General features: G+C 42.6%; 1 protein-coding gene. It reads left to right on the plus strand.

Annotation, left to right across the window (positions count from 1 at the left end):
• Positions 1-191: 191 nt before the first annotated feature.
• Positions 192-380: hypothetical protein (locus BCT81_RS23110; RefSeq protein ID WP_133152696.1), on the plus strand; the 189-nt coding region annotated here is incomplete at its 3' end.

The following is a 380-nucleotide window of genomic DNA, read 5'->3' on the forward strand; positions in this document are numbered from 1 at the left end:
TATGATTAATTAATCATATTCAGAGCCTGAGTGACCTAGGCCTAATCATTAAAGTTCCGACTGACTTTAATTCAGCCCAACCAAAGAAAGATGAAAACCGACAAGGTATCAATACTTCATCGAAACAACCGAACAAAAGCGCCTCACTCAGTGTGGGCGCTTTTTTGTTTTCCTTCACAAGGAGTTTTGCTATGTCTACGACTCGTGGTGGTCAAATCACTTTTCACAACATCCGTATGTGGTGGCAAGTGAACGTGACCACAATCAAGTACCTCAATATCATCGGAGCCTTACTAGGACTTATCACCACCTACTTCATCACCTCGGCCAACACATTCACGGGTGCCTACTACTACAGTCTATTTCAGCTTTTCAACAAG

Source organism: Vibrio sp. 10N.261.52.A1, assembly GCF_002876325.1.
GTDB lineage: Bacteria > Pseudomonadota > Gammaproteobacteria > Enterobacterales > Vibrionaceae > Vibrio > Vibrio chagasii.